The 25,537-nt window shown below is 48.9% G+C and carries 22 protein-coding genes and 2 pseudogenes; 6 read left to right on the top strand and 18 right to left on the bottom strand.

Translation table 11 applies throughout. The features are described from left to right. Window positions 1-308: 308 nt before the first annotated feature. From H6629_18090 to H6629_18075, 4 genes and pseudogenes are all read right to left on the bottom strand, one after another. Window positions 309-788 carry a hypothetical protein gene (locus tag H6629_18090; GenBank protein ID MCB9069698.1) on the bottom strand — a complete coding sequence of 160 codons (480 nt, stop codon included), beginning with the start codon at window positions 786-788 and terminating at the stop codon, window positions 309-311. Between the two features lie 149 nt (window positions 789-937). Then, window positions 938-1,288 (bottom strand): annotated as a pseudogene (locus H6629_18085) (TfoX/Sxy family protein). Window positions 1,289-1,328: 40 nt separating this feature from the next. Continuing rightward, entirely contained in the window at window positions 1,329-2,012 is a 684-nt protein-coding gene (locus H6629_18080) for a hypothetical protein (GenBank protein MCB9069697.1), read from the bottom strand. 44 nt (window positions 2,013-2,056) lie between these two features. Next, window positions 2,057-2,743, bottom strand: coding sequence for a DNA alkylation repair protein (locus tag H6629_18075; GenBank protein ID MCB9069696.1), 687 nt, complete (start codon window positions 2,741-2,743; stop codon window positions 2,057-2,059). Window positions 2,744-3,037: 294 nt separating this feature from the next. Here H6629_18075 and H6629_18070 point away from each other — a divergent pair, with 294 nt between their 5' ends. The 3 genes from H6629_18070 (at window position 3,038) to H6629_18060 (ending at window position 5,538) form a co-directional block, all read left to right on the top strand. Beyond that, a complete protein-coding gene (locus H6629_18070; protein ID MCB9069695.1) occupies window positions 3,038-4,402 on the top strand; it encodes a sialate O-acetylesterase in 1,365 nt (454 codons plus the stop codon). 236 nt (window positions 4,403-4,638) lie between these two features. Then, the gene (locus tag H6629_18065) at window positions 4,639-5,094 is read left to right on the top strand and encodes a hydrogenase maturation protease (protein MCB9069694.1); all 456 of its coding nucleotides are present in this window, start codon (window positions 4,639-4,641) and stop codon (window positions 5,092-5,094) included. A 21-nt stretch (window positions 5,095-5,115) separates the two neighbouring features. After that, entirely contained in the window at window positions 5,116-5,538 is a 423-nt protein-coding gene (locus tag H6629_18060; protein MCB9069693.1) for a hypothetical protein, read from the top strand. 91 nt (window positions 5,539-5,629) lie between these two features. On the opposite strand, the gene cybH is transcribed toward H6629_18060, so the two are convergent. From cybH to H6629_17990, 14 genes and pseudogenes are all read right to left on the bottom strand, one after another. Continuing rightward, window positions 5,630-6,352, bottom strand: coding sequence for a Ni/Fe-hydrogenase, b-type cytochrome subunit (gene cybH, locus H6629_18055; protein MCB9069692.1), 723 nt, complete (start codon window positions 6,350-6,352; stop codon window positions 5,630-5,632). A 37-nt stretch (window positions 6,353-6,389) separates the two neighbouring features. Further along, a complete protein-coding gene (locus H6629_18050) occupies window positions 6,390-8,126 on the bottom strand; it encodes a nickel-dependent hydrogenase large subunit (GenBank protein MCB9069691.1) in 1,737 nt (578 codons plus the stop codon). Continuing rightward, window positions 8,126-9,251: pseudogene (locus H6629_18045) on the bottom strand (hydrogenase small subunit). Before H6629_18045 ends, H6629_18050 begins: the two are co-directional and overlap by 1 nt. A 413-nt stretch (window positions 9,252-9,664) precedes the next feature. Then, window positions 9,665-11,071, bottom strand: coding sequence for a sigma-54-dependent Fis family transcriptional regulator (locus H6629_18040; GenBank protein ID MCB9069690.1), 1,407 nt, complete (start codon window positions 11,069-11,071; stop codon window positions 9,665-9,667). 62 nt (window positions 11,072-11,133) lie between these two features. Then, window positions 11,134-12,600 (bottom strand): PAS domain S-box protein, encoded by a 1,467-nt coding sequence (locus tag H6629_18035; protein ID MCB9069689.1) that lies wholly within the window; start codon window positions 12,598-12,600, stop codon window positions 11,134-11,136. 25 nt (window positions 12,601-12,625) lie between these two features. Next, window positions 12,626-13,645 (bottom strand): hydrogenase expression/formation protein HypE, encoded by a 1,020-nt coding sequence (gene hypE, locus H6629_18030; GenBank protein ID MCB9069688.1) that lies wholly within the window; start codon window positions 13,643-13,645, stop codon window positions 12,626-12,628. Window positions 13,646-13,713: 68 nt separating this feature from the next. Next, entirely contained in the window at window positions 13,714-14,808 is a 1,095-nt protein-coding gene (hypD, locus tag H6629_18025) for a hydrogenase formation protein HypD (protein MCB9069687.1), read from the bottom strand. A gap of 53 nt (window positions 14,809-14,861) precedes the next feature. Continuing rightward, window positions 14,862-15,113, bottom strand: a complete 252-nt coding sequence (locus H6629_18020; protein ID MCB9069686.1) for a HypC/HybG/HupF family hydrogenase formation chaperone — start codon at window positions 15,111-15,113, stop codon at window positions 14,862-14,864. A 141-nt stretch (window positions 15,114-15,254) separates the two neighbouring features. Continuing rightward, window positions 15,255-17,624, bottom strand: a complete 2,370-nt coding sequence (gene hypF / locus H6629_18015) for a carbamoyltransferase HypF (protein MCB9069685.1) — start codon at window positions 17,622-17,624, stop codon at window positions 15,255-15,257. 5 nt (window positions 17,625-17,629) lie between these two features. Then, a complete protein-coding gene (gene hypB, locus H6629_18010; protein MCB9069684.1) occupies window positions 17,630-18,337 on the bottom strand; it encodes a hydrogenase nickel incorporation protein HypB in 708 nt (235 codons plus the stop codon). After that, entirely contained in the window at window positions 18,318-18,695 is a 378-nt protein-coding gene (locus tag H6629_18005) for a hydrogenase maturation nickel metallochaperone HypA (GenBank protein ID MCB9069683.1), read from the bottom strand. Before H6629_18005 ends, hypB begins: the two co-directional genes overlap by 20 nt. A gap of 219 nt (window positions 18,696-18,914) precedes the next feature. Continuing rightward, window positions 18,915-19,601, bottom strand: coding sequence for a sulfite exporter TauE/SafE family protein (locus H6629_18000; GenBank protein MCB9069682.1), 687 nt, complete (start codon window positions 19,599-19,601; stop codon window positions 18,915-18,917). A 186-nt stretch (window positions 19,602-19,787) separates the two neighbouring features. Then, window positions 19,788-21,518, bottom strand: coding sequence for a HAMP domain-containing protein (locus tag H6629_17995; protein ID MCB9069681.1), 1,731 nt, complete (start codon window positions 21,516-21,518; stop codon window positions 19,788-19,790). 48 nt (window positions 21,519-21,566) lie between these two features. Further along, a complete protein-coding gene (locus H6629_17990) occupies window positions 21,567-22,547 on the bottom strand; it encodes an NAD(P)-dependent alcohol dehydrogenase (protein ID MCB9069680.1) in 981 nt (326 codons plus the stop codon). Between the two features lie 473 nt (window positions 22,548-23,020). On the opposite strand from H6629_17990, the gene H6629_17985 reads away from it, so the two are divergent. Genes H6629_17985 through H6629_17975 form a run of 3 tightly spaced genes read left to right on the top strand, consistent with a single transcriptional unit; the run spans window position 23,021 to window position 25,458 of the window. Further along, window positions 23,021-24,316, top strand: coding sequence for a hypothetical protein (locus H6629_17985; protein ID MCB9069679.1), 1,296 nt, complete (start codon window positions 23,021-23,023; stop codon window positions 24,314-24,316). Continuing rightward, window positions 24,317-24,937, top strand: coding sequence for an FMN-binding protein (locus H6629_17980; protein MCB9069678.1), 621 nt, complete (start codon window positions 24,317-24,319; stop codon window positions 24,935-24,937). It begins immediately after the preceding gene. Then, window positions 24,934-25,458, top strand: a complete 525-nt coding sequence (locus H6629_17975) for a hypothetical protein (GenBank protein MCB9069677.1) — start codon at window positions 24,934-24,936, stop codon at window positions 25,456-25,458. The genes H6629_17980 and H6629_17975 overlap by 4 nt, the downstream gene beginning before the upstream one ends. Window positions 25,459-25,537: the final 79 nt, after the last annotated feature.

Here is a 25,537-nt window from a genome sequence, read left to right as displayed (position 1 = left end):
TATCATCCTCGCCGGTATAGAGGAGTTGTGATTGATGATCACATTATCCATAAGAAGTTCACAAATAGTGGTTACCTCTTTTGGGAAATTTTATCTATTTTAACCGAAAAATTATCAAACAAATAGCTTCTAAGTAATGGGACAATAATATCTTGCTAATTTAGGTCATGCCCGAATGACTTAATCGGGCATCCAAAGTATTGTAAACAAATGGATTCCCGCTAAAAACTGCGGGAATGACCAACCCCTGGTTTGAAATGATAAAAGTAAATTTATTGTGTCTACCCACTTACTTCCTGATAAGATAATTATTCCTGTGATTCTTTTTCTGCCATTGCGATATACCAGGTTTTAACAACAAATGTTAATAATCCGGATGTAACAGCCGGATCGAGCGCGGCATATGCTTCAATTTCCTGCCTGCTCACACCTTCTGCGGCAACCATCATCCCACCTGAATCGGCATCGATAAAAGGTCCGCCCATAAATAATTTATTATCCCCATGAAGTTTTGCATAATGCTGGACGTGTTCCATTACGCCGGGCTGTTCTCTAAAATCGACCCCTGTTTTCCATTGTGGACCTGGTGAGTGAAACACCACATGCTTTAATACCATTGTTGATTCCTTTTGATTTGATAAATTCTGATGGTTTGATATGATATTCTGATCGTTAAGGTTTGATATTCCTCTGCCAAACAATGATGTCGAAAAAATGCCGACAAGCGAACTTACGCTTAATTTTAACCACTGTCTGCGGTTCAAGCCGTCCGTTTTGATCATTTCCAAATTCGTTTCCTTTCTAACGTTTGCAGTTAATCTGCTTTCTTTTGTTAACTAACATTGCACAATTTAGCCAAAAAGTGATAAAAAATCACAGCGGAAATGCTTTTAATAGTAGTGCATATGTGCCAAAAAATGATGAGTAACCTCAAATCTTAATCGCTGTTTTTCCGGGTATTCTTTGTTTTTTTCTTTTTGGGCTTTGGCTCCGGCAGTTCCGCAACGGTAACCCGGATTAACTCGTTCAACCATTCGCGATTTTCAATCTGGTCTTCTATTAAGAAATACATTTATGCACCGGGGTAGGGCGGTGCTTCAACCACATCCCCGATAAAATCCCTGCCCGCAGTTGTCGGTTTGATAAACAGTTGGTTATCACAAACCAGCGCAAATATTTTGCCGTTTGAATAAACGCCGTATTCGCCAAACATTTTTTTGTAAGTGATCAATCCGGCGTTTTCTATTTGTTCCAAAACAAAATCCATAAACGCTTTGTCTGATGCCATATTTTTTATCTCCCGCTCAATCAATATTTATAATGAATTGCTATTCTTCCGATGCCCGCAAATAGGTGATTGTTTCCATATTCCGGTATGAATAAAATGCGGTGACAACTGTACCATTTGCCTCAACCATTTCCGGCGTAATAAAATATTTAAAATGGATTTGATTGCCCGTATCATCGGTAATCGTAATAACGCCGGGCAAATCGCCGGTGGTTTCGGCTTCGGCGCCGCTGAGAAACCCGGTGATGTGCAGCCAATCGGGATTTATTTCCGGCGCCCACTCGCCGAGCACCGATGTTCCCGAAACTTGCAAATCGTTCAGGTCGTTTTCCATCTCGCTCAGGTAATAAATGGTGGCGTATTTTCCCTCTAACGCGGTTAACGCCGCCATATCCATGGCAATTTCTTCGATATTCAGGTTAAATGTTGATTTCATCTGCCGGTCGGGGAAATCGACCGTGACGACGAACATCGGGTAACCGCTGTCCTCGATGCTTTCGATGATGCCAAATTCCTGAATCTCATCTTCCGCCGGTTCCTGCAGATCGCCCTCGCCGGATGCACTGTTGCTGTGATGCGCTGCCGATTGCATATCCGCTGTTGAATCGGCTTGTGCTGTGGTTTGCAGTTCGCTGCGCTCTCCGCTTTGCGGCTTTTCTGATTGGCAGGCGATCAACAGCACTGCTGCGATCAACGCAAAACCAACGGCGATTTGCTTTTTCATGAATATCCTTTTTTGATTGGCGATCAGGTGGTAATCGCTTTAAACTACATGTATTTCCGGGCGTTTTTGATGACTTCCGTTGTTGTCCATTCCTGATATTTTTCCAGAAAATCCGTGACAAACAGCGGGTCAATTTTTGAATATTCGCGCATTACCCAGCCGACAGCGGTTTTGCAGAATCGTTCGTCCCGCTGAATCAGCGTTTTGGATAATTCAGCGATCATTTCCCGGTGTTGTCCGATGCTTTTGCACTGGGCAAACGGCACCAGCGATGCCCGCGCTTTCCATAAATACGGGTCGGTATTCCAGCGGCTTAATTCATCGATGATTGTCGGTGTGCTATCCACCAGCGGACTGAGCAGACGAACGCACAGCCAATCGCAAACATTCCAATCGCTGATCCAGCGTTGGTCAAACCAGCCGGAAATCATGCGCATCGTCGCGTCAGGTTCGCTGGTTTTCCAATACAACTGGACAAATAATATCGCTGCCAATTTGTACTCGGTGATCGGCTGGTGCATCAAATCGTTCAGCATTTCCGTTTGTTCGCTGATCGGCAACTGTGTGAGGCGATGTTCTCGCTCCGCCTGCCGGATGATGTCCCGGATCTCCGGAATCCCCACGCCCAACGACTGAATATCGTGTTTTACGTAGTTTTCCAGCCATTTGGCTTTGTCGCGGTTCTCGCGTTGGCTGATCTGCTGCTGTATTTCTGTTGAAAAGGGAATCATTCCGTGCCTGCGTAATAGCTGTATTTGGTTTCGCGGAAATATGTTGATTTTTTTCCGGAAATAATATATCAATTTTTGGCAGACAACAAAATATGTCCTTTATTGCCGAGCAGGTTTGCTGAGCGTAGTTGAAGCATGGTTGCTGAGCTACGCTGAAGCATGTCCTATTATTCATCTTTGGATATTTAATTGAAATGCGTAAAATTACTCAAACAATACAGGATAATAATCGTGATCTATCGTTATCTCAAAACAATAATGTGGTGTCTTTTGATCAACAGCGGCTTTTCTCAGATGCATGCGGAAGTCAAACTTGCCGCACTTTTTTCGGACAATATGGTGCTCCAGCAATCGCAGCCGGTGCCGGTGTGGGGCTGGGCTTCGCCTGGTGAATCTGTGGTTGTCGCGTTTGCCGGACAGGAACAATCGGCTGTTGCGGATGCAACCGGCAAATGGCTGGTGCAACTCCGTCCCATGACGGCCAATAAACAGGGTGCCTCGCTGCAGGTGCGGAGCAAATCCGGAACGATCACGCTGAACAATGTGCTGGTCGGGGAGGTCTGGTTGTGTTCCGGACAGTCCAACATGGAAATGGGCGTTGGCAGCTTTAATGATGCCGAAAAAGAGATTGCCGCCGCGTATCATCCTGCCATCCGGCTGTTTAATCCCGACAATAACTACAGCGATACGCCGTTGAGCGACGTTGCCGGCGATGCGCGCTGGCAGGTGTGCACGCCGCAAACCATCGCCGCCGGCGGTTGGGGCGGATTTTCCGCAACCGGCTATTATTTCGGTCGGGAATTGCTGCAGGAACTGGATGTGCCCATCGGTTTGATCGATGCATCGTGGAGCGCCACCGCCATCGAGCCGTGGATTGCGCCGGAAGGATTTGCGACTGAGCCGTTGCTCCAATCCATTTACGACAATCGCATGGAAAAACCCGCTGTGGGCATTTGGGGCGAGCCGTCGCGTCCGTCCAGTTTGTTTAACGCGATGATTCATCCGCTGCTGCCGGTTGCGCTTCGCGGTGTGATCTGGTATCAGGGCGAATCGAATGTTGGCGACGGCATGCTGTATTTCACCAAAATGAAAGCGCTTATCAACGGTTGGCGTAAGGTGTTGAATCAACCGGATTTACCGTTCTATTTTGCGCAGATCGCCCCGTATAAGGATTATCCGGAAAATGATTTGCCGGAGCTGTGGGCTGCGCAAATCGCAACGCTGGCGCTGCCGAAAACGGCAATGGCAGTCACGATGGATATCGGCGAACTTGACGATATCCATCCCAAAAATAAACAGGATGTGGGCAAGCGTTTGGCGCTGTGTGCGCTGGCAAAAACATATGGCAAGTCGCTCGAATACAGCGGCCCGGTGTTCCGCTCGATGCAGGTTGCAGCCGGTAAAATAGTGCTCTCATTCGATCATGTTGGGGATGGATTATCTTCGCGCGATAATCGCCCGCTCACTTTTTTTACGATCGCCGAAGCGGATGGCAAGTTTGTCCCCGCGACTGCGGAAATTTCCGGCAAAACGGTGATCGTTTCCAGCCCGCAAACCCCGAACCCGCTACATGTGCGGTTTGGGTGGAGCCGTTTTGCCCAACCGAATCTGGTGAACAGCGCGGGTTTACCGGCGTTGCCCTTTCGGACGAAAGATTGATAAAGGATAAAGGATAAAGGATAAAGGATAAAGGATAAAGGATAAAGGATAAAGGATAAAGGATAAAGGATAAAGGATAAAGGATAAAGGGAAAAGCGGTTATGAAAATTCCCTCCGGAATTCCAATTTCAATTTTCCAATTTCAAATTTCGATCCTCCAATTTTCCCGTTGACAAAATCATGCGAATCGTGTAACATCTGATCAACAGCTTACGATAACGGAACCGGATAATGCTATGAAAACATTGATATTAGGTATTGGCAATTTGCTGATGGGCGATGAAGGGGTGGGCATTCACGCGGCTAATTATATTGAACAGCAGTTTCAGCTCCCCGATGATGTGGATGCGCTGGACGGCGGCTCCGGCGGGTTGCATCTGCTGGATTATTTCCATCAATATCCCCGGGTGATTCTCATCGATGCGACGATGGACGGTCAACCGGTTGGCACGATTGCACAACTTACGCCAAAGTTTTCATCGGATTATCCGCCAACCCTAACCGCGCACGACATTGGTTTGAAAGATGTGCTCGACGTTCTCTTTTTGATGGACAATCAGCCGGAAATTATCCTGTTTACCATCACCATCGAAGATATGAGCACGATGGCTACCGAAATGACGCCGGCGGTTGCGGCTGCGGTTCCGGCAGTCGCCAAAGCGGTGATGCAGTTTATCAACGATACGAAATAATTGCTATTCCCCGGTTCTCAAATGACCTGTTTTTTCCATCGATTGCGCCACATTTCTCTGATCGTTTTGCTCGCTGTTGTTGCCGGATGCGGCGGCGAGCAGCCGGCTTCCGAACCGCTGCGCCCGCAGTTTTCGAGTATTTTCCGCAATGTTATCAAACCGAATTGCGCGATCCCCGGTTGCCACGTCGGGACGATGCCGGAATCCCAATTAAATATGGAAAATGCGGATTTTACCTATCAGCAACTGGTGGGGAAACCCAGCACATTTATGCCGGATTGGCAATTGGTTCATCCGGGCGATGCGGGGCGCAGTTATATTATCCAGAAATTAACCGGCGGAACGATTGTCGGTGAGCGTATGCCATCCGGCAAACCGCCGCTGCCCGATAGCGTGATTGTTATCATTCGCGAATGGATTGATAGCGGCGCTTTGCAAAATTGATGTGTCATTTTGCCGCAGCTTTTTTGCAAAAAAGAACGCCCCGAACAGAATTGTCCGGGGCGTTTCCCCACCAAGTAGTTGTAGAAGACAACTATTTTTTGCCTTTTATAACCTTCTTTACATCTTTGTGCACCAGACTGGCTTTGCCCTCATCTTTGGGTTTGCTGCGGATAAATTTCCAGCCGCCCACCATCGATGAGATCGTGCCGGTTGCTTCCACATAATCGTGATAAGCTGCCAGATATATGTGTATCACAACAAAAATGGCGAAAAACCACATCATGAAATGATGGATAATTCGCACGATATGATCACCGCCCATAAACGGAACCACCCACGTAAATAAATCCACAAACCAGTTGTTGCTCATTGCTGTGTAAAGTCCGAATCCGGTAATTGCCGAAATCAGAAATCCAACAAAACCAATGAGATACGCGCCGCCGGCGAGGGCATTGTGTCCGATGGAATCGGTTGCCTCTTCCCAAATGTGCAGCACGTCCACTTTGATGACGTGAACGATTTCCGCCCATTTTTCCCGGCTGAACGGCAGGAAGTTGTTGAAACGCACGTATTCATTCCCGACAAATCCCCAATACAATCGCAGAAAAGCCACGGCAACCCAAACATAAGCGCTCAAAAAATGAATAAAGCGCAAACTGCCAAACCAGTATTGTTGAGATGCCTCCACCGAGCTGGTGACAGCCACCGGATTTCCCATAAAATACCCGGTTACTGCCAACACAACCACACATGCGGCGTTTACCCAATGGAACAATCGCACCGGGAATTCCCAAACGTAAATGTAATAGCGCATTTGCGCGTTTTGGACAGATTTTGTTTCACCGGCCATTTTAGCGTCCTCCCAAAATATCCAGCACCTGCACTTGGTTGATGTGTTTGCCATCCGGATCATACAGGTGAACCGAACAAGCCAGGCAGGGATCGAACGAGTGGATTGTTCGCAAAATTTCCAGCGGTTGCTCGGGATCTGCCATCGGCGTATCCATCAGCGATGCTTCGTATGCGGACATATTGCCGTTGGGATCGCGTGGCGATGCGTTCCAGGTTGTCGGCACAACCAGTTGGTAATTCTCGATTTTCTGATCCTTAATTTTGATCCAGTGGCACAGCGCGCCGCGCGGGGCTTCGGTTAAACCGAGTCCCTGTGCTTCTGCCGGCCAGGTGTATGGCTCAAAGCGGTCTTTATTTGCCGTCCGCAAATCGCCATTTTTAATGTTCTGCAACAGCTCGTTGAAATAATCTTTCATCCAGTACGCCACCAGCTTTGTTTCCAAACCGCGTGCGGCGGTTCGTCCCAATGTGGAGAACAGCGCGGAAACCGGCACATTCAATCTGCCGAGTGCATCGTTTACCACGTCCTGCACTTCGGTAACGCCTTTGGCGTAGGCAACCACCAAACGCGAGAGCGGACCAACTTCCATCGGTTTATCGCGCCAGCGCGGTGTTTTCAGCCAACTGTATTTTTCATCCACATTCAAAAAATCGTATGGTGGTTTGGGTCCGGTGTAATTCAATTCGGTTTCGCCGTCATACGGGTGCAGACCTTTGGAATCGCCGTTGGCGTATTTATACCACGAATGCGCGATGTATTCCTTGATCTGTTCGGGATCGTTGCCGTCCACTTCCAGCACTTCGCTGAGGTTGCGATCCAGCACAATGCCACGCGGGAATTTGAATCGACCCGGATCGTTGTAGCCGTTGGTGGGAAATTCGCCGTAGCTGAGGTAGTTGCTCAGCCCGCCGCCAATCGCGCCCCAATCTTTGTAAAACGATGCAATGGCCATCAAATCGGGAATATACACCTGCTCAACAAATTCGATCGCTTCATTGATCAGGCTGCCGACAAACGCCAGGCGTTCGGCGTTAATCGCACCGGAATCTTCCGGATTGATCGCGCAGGCAACACCGCCAACCAGATAGTTGGGATGCGGGTTTTTTCCGCCAAAAACGGTGTGAATTTTAACGATTTCTTTTTGCCATTCCAGCGCATCCAGATAGTGCGCAACGCCAATCAGGTTTACTTCCGGCGGCAGTTTGTATGCCGGATGTCCCCAATAACCTTTCGCGAAAATGCCCAGTTGACCGCTTTCCACCAATTTGCGAACCCGTCCCTGTACGCTGGCAAAATAGGCTGCCGAGTTTTTCGGCCAGGTGGAGATGCTTTTGGCGATGCGTTCGGATTCTTTCGGATCAGCTTTTAGCGAGCTGACGATATCCACCCAATCCAGCGCATGCAAATGATAAAAATGCACCACGTGATCGTGAATATACAGCACCGCGTTCATGATATTCCGAATCAATTCCGCATTCGGCGGCACGGTAATGTTCAGCGCGTTTTCCACCGAACGAACGGAAGCCAGCGCGTGAATGCTGGTGCAAACGCCGCAAACGCGTTCGGTAAACGCCCATGCATCGCGCGGATCGCGACCTTTCAAAATAATTTCGATCCCGCGAACCATCGTTCCCGATGAATACGCGTTGGTAATTTTGCCATTGTTTACTTCTGCTTCTACCCGCAAATGCCCTTCGATGCGGGTGATCGGATCAACGACGATACGTTTTCCCATTATTTGCCCCCTTTCTCGTCAATATCACTGCCCTTTGCGCTGGCATCGATGCCTTCCTGAATCAGCTTGCGTTTCCGCAGATTGGTGACCACCGCGTGCGCCGCAACTCCGGCAGCGGTTATTCCGGCAACTGTCATCCCGATTTTATCGGCGTTGCCTTCGATCGGGAAACCGGAAACGTTGGCGAGGTGGTTGTAAAACGGGCCGTTATCCCAGAATTTTTCTTCGCTGCAACCGATGCACGGGTGCCCGGATTTGATCGGGTTGCTGACGCCCTCGTTCCAACCCATCACGCCGCAGGCGTTGTAAGTTACCGGACCGCGACAACCGACTTTGTAGAGGCAATAGCCTTTTTTGGCATTTTCATCATCAAATGAATCGACAAACAAACCAGCATCAAAATAGGGGCGGCGATAGCAGGAATCGTGCACCCGTTTGGAATAAAACGCTTTCGGACGACCGAGTCCGTCCAGTTGCGGCAGCCGGTCGAAAGTGAGCACGTGCATAATAACGCCGGCCATCACTTCGCCGATCGGCGGGCAGCCGGGCACTTTTACGATTGGTTTTCCCTGAATAATTTTGTGAATCGGGGTTGCCTGGGTAGGATTCGGTTTCGATGCCTGCACGCATCCGTTGGATGCACAACTGCCCCACGCGATGATCGCTTTTGCACCGGCTGCGGCTTCCTGCAATAAATCGACCGATGTCCGTCCGCCGATGCAGCAATACACGCCATCCGCACCCATCGGCACAGAACCTTCCACACATAAAATATAGTTGCCGTAATTTTCTTTCATCGTTTCCTGCAACGCCTCATGCGCCTGATGCCCGGATGCAGCTTGCAGTGTTTCGGTATAATCCAGCGAAATTCTGTCCAGAATAATATCCGCCACCACCGGGTGCGACGAGCGAATAAACGACTCGTTGCAGCAGGTGCTTTCCTGAATGTGGAACCACACCACCGGCTGACGCGTTTTTGTCAAGCGCGTGAACAACCTGGGGTATCATTGCGGATTGCAGCCCCATATATGCAGAAATGTAGGAGCAAAATTTGAGGAAATCCCTTCGGGTGTATCCTGCTTCGTGCATTTTTTCCCAGTATGTGGGCTGTTTCGATTGGCTCATAATGTCCCCTTTATTGATGATCTGTGAAGAGCGTTTATCATTTGTCGCAATTGTTTTTGAATCCGTGAAACGAACTCGGGAATTAAAAACAAACCTTGTGCCAGCAAATGCACACAATACATATGATTTTTAAACCATTGATATTTAATAAGTTATGGAGAATCTCAAAAGGGTAGGGGGAAACCGGATGTTTGAAAAATTCTTAAAAATAAGAAAATGTTTTTCAGATTTGGGAAAACAGGATTGGATGTGAAAAGCAGCGAATGGCGTCGCTGAATTTGGATTATTTCCAAATTTCGATTGACTTGAAAATGCATTTGAATGAAGTCATTCCTGCTCCGAAGGAGTGCCTTCGGTACGAATGCAGAAATCCTCGGTTTTTAGGCAACGCTACTTTATATGAAACAAATCACTCAACCATCGCTGATGTTCAACTCACTCATTTTGCGATACAGCGATGAAAGGCTGAGCCCCAGTTTCTCGGCAGCCGTTTTTTTATCGCCATCGCAGTGCTGCAAAATTTTGGTGATGTGTTCGCGCTCAAACCGGTTCACCGCAGCTTTTAGATCAGTGATGCCGGAAACATGTCCGTTTTGCTGCGGATGGTGGTAGCGCAACGGCAAATCTTCCGCAGAAATCTCAGTTCCGGTTGTTAAAATCATCGCATGCTCGATAGCATTTCGCAACTCCCGAACATTGCCTTTCCACGGATTGGCGACCAGCAAATGCGCCGCGCTGACCGTCATTCCGGTGACATTTTTCATCAGATCGACATTAAATTGCCGGATAAAGTGGTTTGCCAGCAGCGCGATATCTTCCCGCCGTTCCCGCAACGGCGGCGCAAAAATGGAAATAACGTTCAATCGATAATACAAGTCTTCCCGGAATTGCCCGGCTTCGACGGCAGCTTGCAAATTGGAATTGCAGGCTGCGAGAATGCGCACATCGACCCGGAACGTTTTTATTGCACCGACCGGACGCACTTCGCGCTCCTCCAAAACACGTAATAATTTAACCTGCATGTTCGGCGATAGCGAGCCGACTTCATCCAGAAACAGGCTGCCGCCATCCGCTGTTTTGAACAATCCATCCTTTTCCGCAACTGCGCCGGTAAATGCGCCTTTCACGTGTCCAAACAATTCGCTTTCGATAATTTGCTCGGCGATGGCGCCGCAGTTCACCGCCACAAACGGTTTGTCCGCACGATCGCTTTTTTCGTGCAATTGGCGCGCGATAATTTCTTTTCCGGTGCCGCTTTCACCATTGATCAGCACGGTGGAGGGCATCGGCGCGATCTGCTCGATCATCTGGCGAATGCGCCGGATTTCCGGCGATTCTCCGATCAACTGAATTTTTTCCACACCGCATTTCAACTGGGTTTTCAACTGACGGTTTTCCCGAACCAGTCCCTGTTTTTCCAGCACGCGCTGAACACGGGCGAGAATATCCGCCCGTTTGAACGGTTTGGCGATAAAATCGTGAGCGCCTTCGCGCATCGCTTCAACCGCCATTTCCACCGTCGCGTGACCGGTAATCAGCAGCACCTCCACATCGCCAAACGATTGTTTGATGCGTTTCAGCAGCGATAATCCATCCATTTCCGGCATCATAATATCCGAAATCACCAGATCGACAGCGTGTTTTCCGAGCAGGGAAATCGCATCTTTGGCGCTCGCTGCGGGCAGCACGGCGTAATTTTCGCGACTGAGCACCTTCATCAGCGATTCGCGAATGTTCTGTTCGTCGTCAACAATCAAAATGGTTTTCTGCCGGTCGATGGGGCGCTCCTTTTGTTGGATATTTGTTTTAAACGTAATCAAATCAATTATTTAAGCATCACAAAATACACAATGGGGTTGCTGAGCGAAGCCGAAGCATTTCCTCACAACCCCACCGGCAATTGCACTAAAAAAGTTGTGCCTTTTCCCGGCTGGCTTTCGCAAAAAATATTGCCGTTGTGCTCTCTTACGATTTGCTGAACGATCGACAAACCCAGTCCGGTGCCAAATGATTTGGTGGTGAAAAACGGATCAAAAATTTTCTCAACCTGTTCCGTTGCGATACCGGAACCGGTATCGCGGAAAGCGACTTCCACCCACGGACCACCGTTGTGCATTTCGACGGAGAGCCGCCCGCCGCCAGCCATCGCATCAATGGCGTTACGGGTTAAATTGAGCACCAAACGACGCAATTGCTGTGGATCGAAATCGATTTCCGGCAACGATTTTATGTTTTCGCAATCAATTTCGATGCCCGTCGATTGCGCCAACGGATGCAATTCACCGATCACCTGTTTGATAAATTCACAAATTTTGCCGCGTTTCATCAGCGATTTTGGCATTCTGGAAAATTGCAGATATTCGTCCACCAATTCGGAAATCCGTTCGATTTCCCGCTGAATAGAAGCCAGCAATTGGTTCGCTTCGTCCGTGCTGGCAATTAATCCGAACACTTCCAACTCATCGCCCAGCAGCTCCGCGTTCAGGCTCATCGACGAGAGCGGATTGCGGATTTCGTGTGCAACTTTCGCCGCCATTTGCCCGATCATCGCCAGCCGTTCGGCTTTGAGCAGCTCGCGCTCCATTTGCTTTTTTTCGCGCATATCAATTTCGATGCCCAAATAACCGATGCGTTGCCCGTTCCGGTTGATCGGCGTGATGGACAGCCACACCGGAATCTCAACCCCGTTTTTGGCGCGATTGATGATTTCGCCTTTCCACTCGCCGTTGGTGTTGATGGACTGCCACATCTGCTGGTAAAACGTGTCGCTGGTTTTCGGCGAACGCAGGAATCCGGTGCGCTTGCCGACAACCTCGTCATATTCATAGCCGAACATCGCCAAAAATGCGCGGTTCGCATCCAGAATTATCCCTTTGGCATCGGTGATGATGATGCCATCCGTGCTGTTTTTAAATGCGCTGCTGAGCAGGCTCAACCACGAGAACAGCGCGGGCGTTATCCGGCAGTTCAGCGCTGCGGATGTTTCATTTTCTTTTTCAAAGATGTTCAGCAATGCGCCGGTTAATTGATCGAACGCATTGTTTATCTGTTCGTATTGCGTGATATCTGGTTTGACTTTGAGCAGCGAAAAACAGTGGCTTTTTCCCGATCGGATAAATGAAAACAGTTGGCTGAGCGGGATGTTTCGCAACCGGTTTGCCGCATGTTGCAACGGCTGAACATCGGTTGCCGATGGTTGTTCCACTTCCGATGCGAGGAAATTCAACACTTCGTCAACAAAAAATCGGGCGTCATCCGGCTGCAACAGATGTTCCGGCGAGTTGCCGGTTGTCAACAGATTGACCCATTGTTGTGTCAGTTTGGTTCGATGGACTGCAAATAAATTCATGTTGTTCATTTTCAATTGTATGATTTCAACAGATGCGCGGGAGTTGTTCGCCCGGTAACATGTTCACCACCCGCCGCCCGCCGATGGCGCTGTGCAACAACACCTGCCGGGGATGGGCGTCCACCACTTCGCCGATGATGGCCGCGTTCCGGCAATGCGGCTGTTTCCGCAACAAATCCAGCGCAGCGTCGGCGGTTTCTGCTGCCACAAATGCCACAAAAACACCCTCGTTGGCGACATACAGCGGATCGAGTCCCAAAATTTCGCAAGCGCCTTCCACCTGCTCATCCAACGGAATCGCCGTTTGATGCAGCTCGATGCCGCTGCCGGTTTGACGGGCAATTTCGTTGAGAACGGTTGCGACCCCGCCACGGGTTGCATCGCGCAATAAGTGGATGTTTTCTTTGAAATTATCGATCATCGCCAACACCGGTTTGTGCAACGGTGCCGTGTCGCTTTCGATGGTGGTTTCGAACGCCAGTCCCTCTCGAACGGACATAATGGCGATGCCGTGCGCGGCAATTTGTCCGCTGACGATGATTTTGTCCCCCACACAGATTCTGTCCGCAGCGATATTTGCGGATGGATGAACCGCGCCGATGCCGGTGGTGTTGATGAAAATTTTATCCCCTTTGCCACGATCCACCACTTTTGTGTCGCCGGTTACGATGTGCACACCGACGGCTTCCGCGGCAAATTTGATGGCGCACAGCACATCCCAAAATTCGCTGATGGGCAATCCTTCCTCCAAAATGAACGCCAGCGAAAGAAATTGCGGGCGGGCGCCGCACATCGCCAAATCGTTGACGGTGCCGTAAACTGCCAGTTCGCCGATGTTTCCGCCGGGAAAAAATATCGGTGAAATCACAAAGCTATCGGTGGTAAATGCAGTGTTGCCGTTCAACGGCAAAATGGCGCCGTCGTGCCGCTGGTCGAGCTGCGGATTTTTGAACAGATCGAACACACCGGCATCCAGCAATTTGTTCGTCAGCAATCCGCCGCTGCCGTGCCCCAACAGAATTTCCGAAAAATCCATTTTGGGCATCGGGCAGCTGAGCTGCATTTTTATTTTTCCATTTTTATCTGCCATGTTGTCCTCTGCGGCGTAAACGCTCAGTGCACTTCAGCGCCGGAAAAGTGATAATATGCCGCACACGCGCCTTCGGACGAAACCATCGGTGCGCCTTGCGGGGTTGTCGGCGTGCAGCCTTTGCCAAATAGCGGGCATTCGTGCGGCTTTTTGATGCCTTTGAGAATCGATCCGGCGATGCATTCCGGGTTTTCGCGGATGTTGCTGGCGGGAACGTTAAACTTTGCATTTGCGTTGTATGCGGCAAATTCCGGGCGAACATCCAGCCCGCTTTGGGGGATCGTCCCGATGCCACGCCACTCCCGGTCAACCGTTTGAAAAATACGCTGCATAACCGCCTGCGCAGCCGGATTGCCTTCCCGGCGAACCACCCGGCTGTATTGATTCTGTAATTCAGCGTGCCCGTTTTCGAGTTGTTCAACAGTCATCAAAATGCCCTGCAGCAAATCGACCGGCTCAAATCCGGTGACCACCATCGGCACTTTAAATTGTTCCACCAACGGGTAATATTCATCGTATCCCATAATGGTGCACACATGTCCGGCAGCCAAAAATCCGTCGATCTGCGTTTCCTCATCCGCCAAAATGGCGCTGATCGCCGGCGGCACCAACACATGCGACGCCAAAATGCTGAAATTTTTTAATCCCCGTTTTGCGGCGTGCTCCACCGCGAGCGCGTTTGCCGGTGCGGTTGTTTCGAAACCGACCGCAAAAAACACCACTTCTTTGGCGGGATTTTCTTCCGCGAGCGATACGGCTTCCAACGGGGAATATAAAATTCGCACATCGCCGCCGTTGGCTTTTACTTCCAGCAAACTTTTTTGGGAGCCGGGAACGCGGAGCATATCGCCAAATGAGCACAGCGTAACGTTTTGATTTTCTGCGAGATACACCGCTTTATCGATCAGACCGAGCGGGGTAACGCAAACCGGACAACCCGGACCGTGAATCATTCGTATGTTTTCCGGCAGCATTTCCAAAATCCCGTTTTTGACGAGGCTGTGGGTTTGCCCGCCGCAAACTTCCATAATTTTCCACGGTTGAGTGGTAATGTTGTGCAGCCGTTCGATGTATGCTTTTGCCAATTTCGGGTCGCGATATTCACTGAGATATTTCATGAAACCACCTCATTCATAAATTTTCGGGCAACAAATCCATTCAAAAAATGCTGTTATTCCGGTTCCAGTTCGTCCAGTTCGCCCATTTGTTTCAGATAGCCAAACACTTGCTGCGCCTCATCTTCATCCACTTTGCTGATCGCCAAACCCACATGCACCAGTACGTAATCGTTCACCTGAACATCATCCAGCATTTCCAAACTGATTTCTTTTATTACGCCGCCAAAGCTCACCTTTGCCATGCGAATTTCGCCATCCAACAGCGTGTATAATTCCTTCACTTGTCCGGGGATTGCCAAACACATAGTTATTTCTCCACGGTTTTGTTCATTCGGTTTATCGTAATTGCTCTGTTGTTTTCATTTTTACTGTTAAAATGTTGCCGAAAAAGGCAAAGTGCACAGCGAAACGATGTAAAGGGTTCAACCCAAATTTGTCTAAACGATTCATTTACCCATTTTTTCTACGATGTGTTTTTCCGGTGAAATTTCTGATTCCCGTGTCTGCCCTTTGGTTGCAAAAACCAGTTGCCCGAACGAAATATTTTCATCATTCGGCGAGAGGTGACGATGGAAAAACAGTTGATAGTCGCCGAGTATCAATTTTGATAAATCGACCAATAGCGCATTTTGGAAAACGCCACCGCTAAATCCGAGATGTTTTAATCCATGCGAAACCGCAATTTTTTCGATCAATTTGACCAGGCTGAAGTGAAAGCAAAACGCGATTTCGGCGGGATTTTTGCCGTTGCGAATGTCATCCACAATTGCGGCGATTGCCGGTTGGTGCGAAATGATTCCGGTCAATTGGCTGTAGCCGAAAGGGTAGGGGACAGCATTTTCCGGGACGCCGTTTTCCCGGACGAATCGCCAGGCGAGGCGTTCCAGCAGCATCGCCGCTTCGCCTTCGAACGATACTTTGTCCGCCAATCCCAGCAAACAGGCGACAGCGTCGAACAATCGTCCCATACTGCTGGTGGGATGCGCGTGCTCATTTTTGAGCAACCGGTGGTAAATTTGCCATTCTTGAGCCGAGAATTTTTGTTGCAGCAACGCGGCTTTTTCGGGGTGATCGTTCAGCAGCGAAAATGCCGAAATCCGCGGTTCGAGCGCCGCTTTGTCGCCGGCGAGCAGCGGAAAATAGTCGAGATGTGCCGTTCGTTTCGTCCGGTTTTCGGAAAAAATAAAACTTTCGCTGCCCCAAATCGCGCTGTCATCGCCGTAACCGGTGCCGTCCCAAATGAATCCGAGAATATCAGATTTGGTATCGAGCAGCTCGTTTTCTGCCAGCAATGCCCAAAAGTGGGCGCGGTGATGCTGCAATTCCGTCACCGGTAAATTTGCCGAATTCGCGCGTGCTTTACCAGCGTTGGTCGATTCGTAATTCGGATGCGAATCGACAACGATGGATTGCGGTGAAAACTTCAATAAACTTGTTAAATGATCAATTGTCGACAGATAGAGCTGTTCAGTTTCGTAAGAACCGAGATCGCCGAGGTATTGCGATATAAAAATATTGCCCTGATGGCAGATCGAAATGGTGCTTTTTTGACGCGCGCCCATCGCCAAAACGGCGCGGTTTTCGGGGATTTTCAACATGCCGTGATGATAAATCGGAGCGAACGAACGGGAGCGTCGCATCACGATGTGCGTACCGCTCAGCGGCGAAAATCGCACCACCGAATCATCCTGCGGCATCACGATATCGCGATTGTGCGTCAAAACGAAATCGCAAACATCACCGAGCAAATCAAGAATTTCCGCGTCGGTTGCGAGAATCGGCGATCCGGAAATATTCGCCGATGTGGCGATCACCGGTTGCTGCAATTCCTGCATCAGCAATTCATGCAGCGGCGTGTGTGGCAGCATGATGCCGAGCGTATCGTGTCCCGGCGCAACGGATTCGGCAATCGCCGGCGCAGCATCCGAACGAGATTCCAGAATGACGATCGGTTTTTCCCGGCTGGTGAGTTCCGCAGCTTCCGCGGGGGAAATGCTGGCGTATTTCCGGGCAGCCGACAGATCGGGCACCATCAGCGCAAATGGTTTCGCGGGGCGATGTTTGCGTTTCCGCAACTGTTGCACGGTTTTTGGGTTGAGGGCATCTGCCAGCAGCAAAAAGCCGCCCAATCCGCGCATCGCGACGATGTTACCCTTGCGAATTTTCGCCGCAGCCTGCCGGATTGCGGTTTCATTTGTTGCTAAAATTCTGTTTTTGTGACTGATCAGCTCCAGCCGGATGCCACAGGTGTTGCAGGAATTGGTTTGCGAATAAAACCGGCGGTCAGCCGGATGGTCGTATTCGGTTTGGCAATCCGGGCACATGGCGAATGGCGCCATGGTTGTGTTGGGGCGATCGTACGGCAATTTGGTGATGATCGAATATCGCGGTCCGCAATTGGTGCAGGTGATAAACGCATATTTGTTGCGGCGATTGTGCGGATCGTTCAACTCGGCGCGGCAGTCGTCGCACATGTCCAAATCCGGTAAAATCAACAGGTTGGCAATGCCGTTTCCGTCGCTTTCGCTCACCCTGAAATCGTTGAAATGCTGCTGCGCCACTTCCCGCATTTCGGAATGGGTGACGGTGGCAATCGATGGATAATCCCGCAACAGTGCCCGGTAAAAATTCTCAACGCCATCCGGCGAGCCGTTCACCCGGATGTGCACGCCATCCAACCCATTATTCACCCAGCCGGTCAGCCGGTGTTCATTCGCCAATCGATACACAAACGGGCGAAAGCCGACACCCTGAACTTTGCCGTTCAGGTGAATATGAAACGTGCGGTGATCCGCTGTGGTGGGATGTTTGCCCATTTGCTTCAGGTTGCTGTTTCGGTTTCGCGTTTGGTTGCCAATTGCTGAATCAGGAAATCACACCATTCTTCCATGCCGTCGCCTTTCATGCTGGACAGCACAAACGGCTGTATTGCGGCGTTTACTTCGTGCGCATCTTTGATGACCGCATCCACGGAAAACGGGACATACGGCAGCAGGTCGGATTTTGTGACCAGCATGATATCGGTTGTGAGAAACATGCTCGGGTATTTTTTGGGCTTGTCATCGCCTTCGGTAACGGAAACGAGCGTGACGCGGATGTCCTCACCCAAATCGTATGACGCCGGGCAAACCAGATTGCCGACATTTTCGATGAACAGAATATCGACATCCGATAAATCGAGATTGGGCATTGCCTGCTGGATCATCTGCGCTTCCAGATGGCAGATGCCGCCGGTGACAATTTGCAGCGCCTGAATGCCGTGTTTGCGGATGCGCTCTGCATCGCGTTCGGTTTGCAAATCGCCTTCCAGCACCGCAATGTTCACCCGGTCTTTCAATAATTTGATGGTTTCTTCCAGCAAACTGGTTTTGCCGCTGCCGGGAGACGACACCAGATTGATGAGCAGAATGTTTTGATCGAACATCTGTTTGCGGATCATCTCTGCAACGTAATCATTGGCTTTCAATAAATTCAATGAAACGTCGTGCACTTGCAGCGTACCGACCGCTTTATTCGTTAATTTTTTCATGACTGACCTCGTCGGGTTCTTCGATGACAATTTGACTGACTTTCAACTCGTTGCCTTCCACCACATTGGATGACGCCTGCCCGCAATCCGGGCAAATGAAGCGCTGTTGCTCAACGGTAAACCGATGCCCGCAGTGATGGCATTCCACAATAATATTGCGCGTTTCGATGGTTAGGCTGACGTTTTCATATTGCGTTCCGGCAATCACCAATTCGAACGCGTTTTGCAAATATCCCGGTTCCACCCCCGAAAGCACGCCGATTTGCAAATGGATTTCGCTTAAATGGCGCAGCTCAGTTTCCGGAAAATTTTCTTCGAGCGATTGAAAAATACTTTGACAGATCGACAATTCGTGCATTTTAACTCATTTTCGTTAAATAACTGATATTACGCATCAACTGTTCTTGCCACAGAGACACGGAGAATCACAGAGAAATATTACAGCAACCTTTTCTTTAATAAATGCTTGTTTTTGCTGATTATAACCTTTTCATCTTTCATCGGCTTTTTAGATTTTTTTTTAAAAATCTCTGTGTCCCTCTGTGACTCTGTGGCTAAAATGGGTAACTCATTTTCGTTAAATGAACAGAATCCACGCGACGCCAACGCCAATCGCCAGACTGGAAAAGCCATATTGCAGCCATTGCAGGGCTTGCGCGGAGCGGTCGATCAGCCGTTGCGCCAATTGCCCCAGTGCCCAGCTAAATGCCGACATCGCCACAATCGCGCCAACGCCAAAACCGACGACGTAGCCGACTGCCGTGACCGTATCGGGAAACGCGAGTGCCGGCAAAATGCCGAACAAATGCGACGTGCCCGCCAATCCGTGTAAAATACCGATGCCGAAAGGCGCGTGTGCATGCGAATGCTGTGATTTATGCGGTTGTGCAGGAGTTTTCTGATGCAGGTGAAAATGGGCGTGACGATCGCCGTCGTGCTCATGTTCGTGATAGTGCAGCCGGGAATTCAGGGCTTTCCGGATGGTCCATAAACCCAGCGCGATCAACACAAATCCCACCAATCGCTCGCTCCATTGCGACAGCGTTTCGATCGGCAAAACCTCGCGCCAGATAAATACAATCAACCCAATCGCCCAAACCCCGCTGGTGTGACCGATACCCCACCACAGCCCGGTAAGCCAGGTGCGTTGGCGTTGATTGACAGATAATGGTGCAACTGCCGCAAGATGATCAGGCCCGATCAGTACATGAACGATGCCTGCCAGCAAGCCAGTTGCTGCAGCAAAAATTAGCCCCGGATCCATGTTTTCCCCTTATACCAACCGTCTCAATTGTCAGTATATTTATTGAGAAATATATCTGATTGTGTTCATTTATTCAAATGAAATATGAGGGGAATTGCTGCCTTTTTTATGAAAGCTCACCGAAATAAAGCAAAACATTGTATTTGTGAACTATTCCTTTCGGCTTTGCAAATCGTTCGGCCAGTTTCATATTGCTGTCGGGATAACCACAGTAAAAACAGAGCCTTCGCCCGGTTTGCTGGCGACCTCTATTCTGCCGTTGTGTTCCTGAATAATCTGATACGAAATGGATAATCCCATACTCGCCCGCACAACCGCGCCTTTTTTGGAGAATCCCGGATCAAAAATGGCATCGAGATCTTCCGGTTTTATGCCCTTTCCCGTATCGCGAATAGCTACAAAAACATGGTTGTCTTCAACTTTTGTGGTGATGGTTATCCGCCCGGAGTTTTCGATAGCCTGGCAGGCATTTTTTAATAAATTGAAAAAAACCTGATTCAGTTTTCGCGCGTGACAAACAAACGGCGGCACATCGCCGTATTCGCGAACAACCTCGATGTTGGTCAGCAAATCGTGTTTGATCAGCGCCAAAACGCTGTCCATGCTTTCGTGGATATCCGCCACGGCGGTTTCGGCTTCATCCAGCCGGGCGAAGGTTTTGAGATTTTGGATAATACCGCCAAGCCGCTCCGTTCCCTGATCAATCGATTGATCGGCGTTCAAGATAATTTGCATCATTTTTTGGATTTCGCTGTCACTTGCCGCACGGTCAGCCGGTAAATTTTCCAGCCGGGATTTCAATCGGGCAACCGCTTTGGATTGGGTATTTTTCATGCTGCGAATCACGCCCAGCGGTGTGTTGATTTCGTGGGTCAATCCCGCCACCAATTGTCCTAACGATGCCATTTTTTCCTGAACAATAATTTGTTTTTGCATTTGCTGCAACGTATTGAGCGTATTTTCGAGCTCGATGTTTTTCTCTTTCAATTCGCGGGTTCGCGCGTCAACTTTTATTTCGAGGGTGTGGTTTTGCGCTGCAAGTTTTTGGTGGGATGATTCCAGTTCCTGCACCATTTCGTTAAAATTATTGGTCAATACGCCAATTTCATCTTCGGTAATAATGGCTGTCCGGGTTGAATAATCGCCCGCCCGAACCTTGTCGATTTCGGTTAACAGCGAATCGATCGGTTTGGTGAACGCGCGTTTCAAAAAAATGACGGAAGTAACGACGCCAACCAAAACAACCAAACGATCGATCATCACCGATTCCAACGGATTAAGCGTGGAAAACTGGGCGTATTTATCGCCCAATTCCAGCGTGACAGCCAATTCCAGAATCGCCAGCAACGCCGGAATAAATACGATGATGATAAAAATCACCAAAAACATCATGCCGATTTGCCGTTTTCCTGCCGGATAAAGGATGCCGAACCGCGCAAACATTTGCGATTTGAGATCCATTTTGAAATCGTTGATCAAAAAATAGATGATAAACGCGGGGAAAATTGCAAAAATAAATAAGGTTGCCGGAATGCCGGACCAGATCAGAAGCATGGGCATTTTTTCAACCGTAAACACTTCTATGTCGCCATATACTGATGGATCGATAAACAGCGGCAGCACGGAAACTGTCGTAAAAATTGTGCCGATGATAAAAATCCAGCCGGTTGACAGACGGTTCAGCCGGTCGGTTCGCTGTTTCGCCAGCTCGATATCGCCATCGTTGTTAAATAATTTGTCAATCGGTTTGAACAGGTGATAGGTGCCCCAAAAATTCAACAGCCCATAAAGGGAGAGGTGCATCAATCCCATCATTAAAAATATGTCGAACGATTTGTGGAAAATAAAGTAGATGCTGTTGAACACCATTATCAGTGGAAAAGCGCTCAACATTGAGAGATAATATCGTTTTTTCATTCTTGGCTGATGATCCGTTTTTGTGCAACATTTCGAGTTTTTGGCGACCTATTCCTGCACCACATCGATGACAATATTGCCGGTTTTGTGACCCGTTTCAACATATCGGTGAGCGTCGGGAACGCCTTCCAGCGGATAACGCCGGTCGATCACTGTTTTTATTGTTCCGGATGCAAACAAAGAAACAAGTTCCGTGAGCAATTTTTTTGATTCGGGAATTGGCAATAATCCGGTGGCGGAAAATTTGGCTTTTTTACTGCTGAATTTCGATGTCCACAGCATTTGAAATAGCAGCGACATCGCGAGCACGGGCGATATGAAAACCCCGTTTTCCGTTAACGCGCTTTTACAGCCCGAAAACGATAGTTTGCCGACGGTATCGTAAACAATATCATACCGTTGCTTGTTTTTTGTAAAATCTGTTTTGGTATAATCGATAACATGTTCTGCGCCGAGCGATTGCACCAACGCGACATTTTTTGTACTGCAAACGCCGGTTACGATTGCCCCAAAATGTTTGGCCAGTTGCACCGCGTACGTGCCCTGGCTTCCGGATGCGCCGTTTATCAGCACCCGTTGTCCAGGTTGGATAATTGCCAGATTTTTCAGGAAATTCATTGCGGTCAACGCGCCGTCGCAAATGGGCGCGGTATCTGCGAACGGCAAATTTTCCGGCTGCGGCACGAGTAATCCGGATTCCGAAATCGTGAGGTATTCCGCGTTTGCACCAAAATTTACGCTGGTTTCTCCAAAAACGGCATCGCCCGGTTTAAATTGACTGACATTTTCTCCAACAGATTCAATAATTCCGGCAAACCCGGTTCCCGGAATGGGGCTTTTCGGGCGCAAAATACCCAGCATCAATCGCCCGTAAAAGGGTGTACCTTTTCGCATCATGCCTTCTGCTGCGGTTACGGTTGTTGCGAATATCTTGACCAGCACTTCGTCGGGTTTTGGGGTGGGTTTTTCAACTTCTTTTAGCTGGAGAACATCGGGAGATCCATATTTAGTGCAAACGATTGCCTTCATAAATCAAATCGTCCTTTTATTTTGAGTAAAATAAATCGAGTTGAAAATAACCATTCCCGATGGAAATTCACAGGTTAACGCAGATTTTTTTTCGAAAATGTTTTTTTTAATAAGTGGGTACACAAATTTAATTTGATGTTTTACTTATGTCAATCTGAGCGAAGTCGAAGGATAATTTCAATATAAATAAAGGCTTCGACTTCGCTCAGCCTGACAATAACTAAACCGTTTTTTATCAATTTATTTCTGTCGAGGCACTTCCCGTTTGGATACTGCCAATTGTTGCGTAACCCCAAAAATCCAGAAACTAATAATCATTCTTAACCACAAACAATTATTCACTAACAACAGTTTTTGTTAATTAAATGCGTTGATCCGCAATCGTGGATTGCGCTAATTTTTGCGGGTAAACAAGATGTATGTAATTAAAAAAAGTTAAAAGTATATAAAAGCACAGATTGTTGAGGCGTTAAATGAAGTTGATTTATACAATAATTTTTGGGGTTTTTGTCGCACTGAGTGTTGGGTTGAACGCACAAACCACCCAACAGGACACATTGAAAATGCTGATGCGAAAAGTGGATATTCTCACTCGCGAATTGGAAAAACAGCGGTTGGGCGGTGTTTCGGAACGCAGCTACGAAAGCAAGTTCGGGATGGGTCCGGCGGCGTCGCAAATTTATTATCGCTCCGAAAACGGCGCAACCGTTGCCGGATATGGCGAAATTGTCTATGAAAATTATGCATCGGAAAAGGATGACAATACGCCGGGCGGCAAAAAAGATCAGGTCGATTATTTGCGAAATATTTTGTATGTCGGCTATAAATTCAACGACCGGTTTTTGTTCAATGCGGAGATCGAATTTGAGCATGCTTTTGTCGCTGCCGATGGCGCACCGGGCGAAGTGGCTATCGAATTTGGTTATATCGATGCCATGCTATCGCCATTGGCGACCATTCGCGCCGGAATGGTGCTGGTTCCGGTCGGCATCATCAATGAATTGCACGAGCCGCCGACCTTTTTTGGCACATTGCGCCCGGAAACGGAACGCAGTGTGATTCCCACCACCTGGCGCGGAAACGGGCTTGGCGTTTTGGGCAGCACAGAATCGGGTTTTGGCTATCGCCTGTTTGTGGTGGAAGGATTGAACGCGGCAAATTATTCCGCAACGGGTATTCGCGGCGGCCGGCAGAGCGGCGGCAAAGCGATTGCCGAAGATTTCGGGTTTACCGGCAGGGTTGAATATGTTGGCGTGCCCGGGTTGAATATCGGTGCGTCCGTTTTCACCGGCAACAGCGGTCAGGGATTGACGGATTCAACCGGCGCAGATATTTCCGCCCGGACGACGGTATTTTCCGTTCACGGTATTTTCGCGAAAAAAGGATTTGAGCTGCGCGGTTTATTTGCCCAAAGCAGCATCGACGAAGCGGAATTGCTCAACCGCACCCTGGGTTTTTCCGGCAACAGCGCCATTGGGGAAAAACAAAACGGGTTTTACCTGACCGCCGCTTACGATGTGTTGCAACTGGCTAAATCCGGCAGCGAAGGGCAGTTGCTGCCTTTCGTGCAATATGAAAAACTGAACACACAGAAAGAGGTTTCAGCGGGATTTTCGGCGAATCCGAAAAATGATATCACCAACGTTACCATCGGACTGATGTATCGCCCGATTCCCAATATTGCCTTTAAAGCCGATTTTCTCAATCGCAAAAATGAAGCGGGCACCGGATTGGATCAGTTTAATTTGGGTGTAACTTATTTATTTTAAATGAAATTATACTTAGTCCGGGAACGGGAAATCCCGAAAGGAAAATTCAGTTTGCAATTATTGAAAATCAATCACCGCGAATGGTTTATAGTTGTCGCAATAACGGTTTTGTTTACATCTGCAACGTTAAGTTCGTTACATGCGCAGGTATTCAAAAGTCAGGAAAAAGCGCTGGCAGAGGCGTTTGCTACAGCGGACACCGTTCGTCGGGAAACGCTGTTTTTGGATGAAGCGCAGCAACGCACAATCGAGGCAGCAGCCAAAATGCCTTTGAGCACCGGCATCATCAGCTATTATGTCGGGGAAAAAAACGGCAAGCCCTATCGCTATGTTTTTTTTGAAGATGAAGTGGTGCGAACCAAAAAAGCCGTGCTGATGGTTGCGATAGATGCAGATGCCGCCATCGAAAGTGTGAGCGTGCTGGCGTTTTACGAACCGATGGATTATTTGCCGGTTGCCCGATGGTTTAACCTGTTCGCCGGAAAAACCACAGCAGATGCCATCCAGCCCGGACGCGATATCGACGGGGTAACCGGCGCAACGCTCAGCGTGCGAACATTTTCCGGCATCGCCCGGCGAACACTGGCTGTTTTTGCAGAAATAAAGGAACAATCGAAATGAAATATATGGCTAACGGCAGTTTTCAATCCAACCCGCTGATGCGGTTGACGTTGATTGGCACATTAATATTTTTTGCCATTTTTTGGGTCACCACATTTGTGATGTTTTTTTCCAAAATGGGGCTTTCGCCGCAATCGGTGGTGGATTATTATCTCGGCTCGGAGGCGCTGTACACCCAGCCGCGCACCTTCGGGTCCATGCTGGAAGTAACCCACGGGCATCTGCCGGTGATGGCGATGGTGGCGCTGTTGCTCACGCATCTGTTTATTTTTTCCGGGCAATCGTTTCGTACAAAAATCTGGGCGATTGCCGCGCTGTTTATCGCCGCGTTATCCGGCGAAGCCGCCAGTTGGCTGGTGCGATTTGTGCACCCGGCATTTGCCTGGCTGAAAATAGCTTCGTTTCTTGCGATGGAAATGTCGATGGGATACATCATTTGGGCGCTGTTCGGGATGATGCGTCCGGTAAAACAGCAAGCGCTCAACAAACAGCCAACAAGCAGTCCGGTAACGACCCGATAAGTTAAGCTTTTGATAAAAAAAGGGTTACGCCGAGGTATTTCATTTCGGCGTAACCCTTTTGTATTTCTGGGATCAACGA

It is taken from the genome of Calditrichia bacterium (assembly GCA_020634975.1).
GTDB lineage: Bacteria > Calditrichota > Calditrichia > RBG-13-44-9 > J075 > JACKAQ01.
Note: the sequence above shows the minus strand (reverse complement) of the source record. Positions and strands in the feature narration are given on the sequence as shown.

Bases quoted from the DNA above. Each gene is read 5' to 3' on its own strand.
- H6629_18080 (MCB9069697.1), bottom strand. From the start codon at position 2,012: ATGAAAAAGCAAATCGCCGTTGGTTTTGCGTTGATCGCAGCAGTGCTG.
- H6629_18075 (MCB9069696.1), bottom strand. From the start codon at position 2,743: ATGATTCCCTTTTCAACAGAAATACAGCAGCAGATCAGCCAACGCGAG.
- H6629_18070 (MCB9069695.1), top strand. From the start codon at position 3,038: ATGCATGCGGAAGTCAAACTTGCCGCACTTTTTTCGGACAATATGGTG.
- H6629_18065 (MCB9069694.1), top strand. From the start codon at position 4,639: ATGAAAACATTGATATTAGGTATTGGCAATTTGCTGATGGGCGATGAA.
- H6629_18060 (MCB9069693.1), top strand. From the start codon at position 5,116: ATGACCTGTTTTTTCCATCGATTGCGCCACATTTCTCTGATCGTTTTG.
- cybH (MCB9069692.1), bottom strand. From the start codon at position 6,352: ATGCGCTATTACATTTACGTTTGGGAATTCCCGGTGCGATTGTTCCAT.
- H6629_18050 (MCB9069691.1), bottom strand. From the start codon at position 8,126: ATGGGAAAACGTATCGTCGTTGATCCGATCACCCGCATCGAAGGGCAT.
- H6629_18035 (MCB9069689.1), bottom strand. From the start codon at position 12,600: ATGAATTTATTTGCAGTCCATCGAACCAAACTGACACAACAATGGGTC.
- hypE (MCB9069688.1), bottom strand. From the start codon at position 13,645: ATGCCCAAAATGGATTTTTCGGAAATTCTGTTGGGGCACGGCAGCGGC.
- hypD (MCB9069687.1), bottom strand. From the start codon at position 14,808: ATGAAATATCTCAGTGAATATCGCGACCCGAAATTGGCAAAAGCATAC.
- H6629_18020 (MCB9069686.1), bottom strand. From the start codon at position 15,113: ATGTGTTTGGCAATCCCCGGACAAGTGAAGGAATTATACACGCTGTTG.
- hypF (MCB9069685.1), bottom strand. From the start codon at position 17,624: ATGGGCAAACATCCCACCACAGCGGATCACCGCACGTTTCATATTCAC.
- hypB (MCB9069684.1), bottom strand. From the start codon at position 18,337: ATGAAAAAATTAACGAATAAAGCGGTCGGTACGCTGCAAGTGCACGAC.
- H6629_18005 (MCB9069683.1), bottom strand. From the start codon at position 18,695: ATGCACGAATTGTCGATCTGTCAAAGTATTTTTCAATCGCTCGAAGAA.
- H6629_18000 (MCB9069682.1), bottom strand. From the start codon at position 19,601: ATGGATCCGGGGCTAATTTTTGCTGCAGCAACTGGCTTGCTGGCAGGC.
- H6629_17995 (MCB9069681.1), bottom strand. From the start codon at position 21,518: ATGAAAAAACGATATTATCTCTCAATGTTGAGCGCTTTTCCACTGATA.
- H6629_17990 (MCB9069680.1), bottom strand. From the start codon at position 22,547: ATGAAGGCAATCGTTTGCACTAAATATGGATCTCCCGATGTTCTCCAG.
- H6629_17985 (MCB9069679.1), top strand. From the start codon at position 23,021: ATGAAGTTGATTTATACAATAATTTTTGGGGTTTTTGTCGCACTGAGT.
- H6629_17980 (MCB9069678.1), top strand. From the start codon at position 24,317: ATGAAATTATACTTAGTCCGGGAACGGGAAATCCCGAAAGGAAAATTC.
- H6629_17975 (MCB9069677.1), top strand. From the start codon at position 24,934: ATGAAATATATGGCTAACGGCAGTTTTCAATCCAACCCGCTGATGCGG.